The 445-nt window shown below is 43.1% G+C and carries 1 protein-coding gene; it reads left to right on the forward strand.

The annotated features are described in order from the left end of the window. A partial coding sequence (locus tag BKD30_RS08020) for an RNA-guided endonuclease InsQ/TnpB family protein (RefSeq protein WP_143588118.1) occupies window positions 1-445 on the forward strand: 445 nt, incomplete at both ends.

Consider the following 445-nt stretch of genomic DNA (forward strand, 5'->3'; position numbering starts at 1 on the left):
CCATCAAATTACCGAAAATGAAGCCTATAACGGCTAACATTCATCGTGAAATAGTCGGAAAGGTCAAAAGCATCACGCTCAGTCTAAGCAAGACGGGCAAGTTTTATGCGTCAATACTGGTCGATGATGGAACAGAAGCGCCAGCACTTGTTCACACCGTCAATACAGTGACGGGAATTGATTTGGGCTTGACACATTTTGCGATTGAATCCAACGGTAAAAAGACAGCAAATCCAAAATTTGTAATACGCGCAGAGAAAAACCTCAGACGTAAACAGCGTCAGTTATCTCGCAAGAAAAAAGGCAGTGCAAACCGTGCAAAGGCGCGATTGATTGTGGCTAAATGTCATGAGAAAACAGCGAATGCACGCGCTGATTTTCAACATAAACTCTCTCGAACTCTCGTTGACGAAAACCAAGCGGTGATAGTTGAGACATTAAAATC

The organism is Tersicoccus phoenicis, assembly GCF_001968835.1.
GTDB lineage: Bacteria > Actinomycetota > Actinomycetes > Actinomycetales > Micrococcaceae > Tersicoccus > Tersicoccus phoenicis.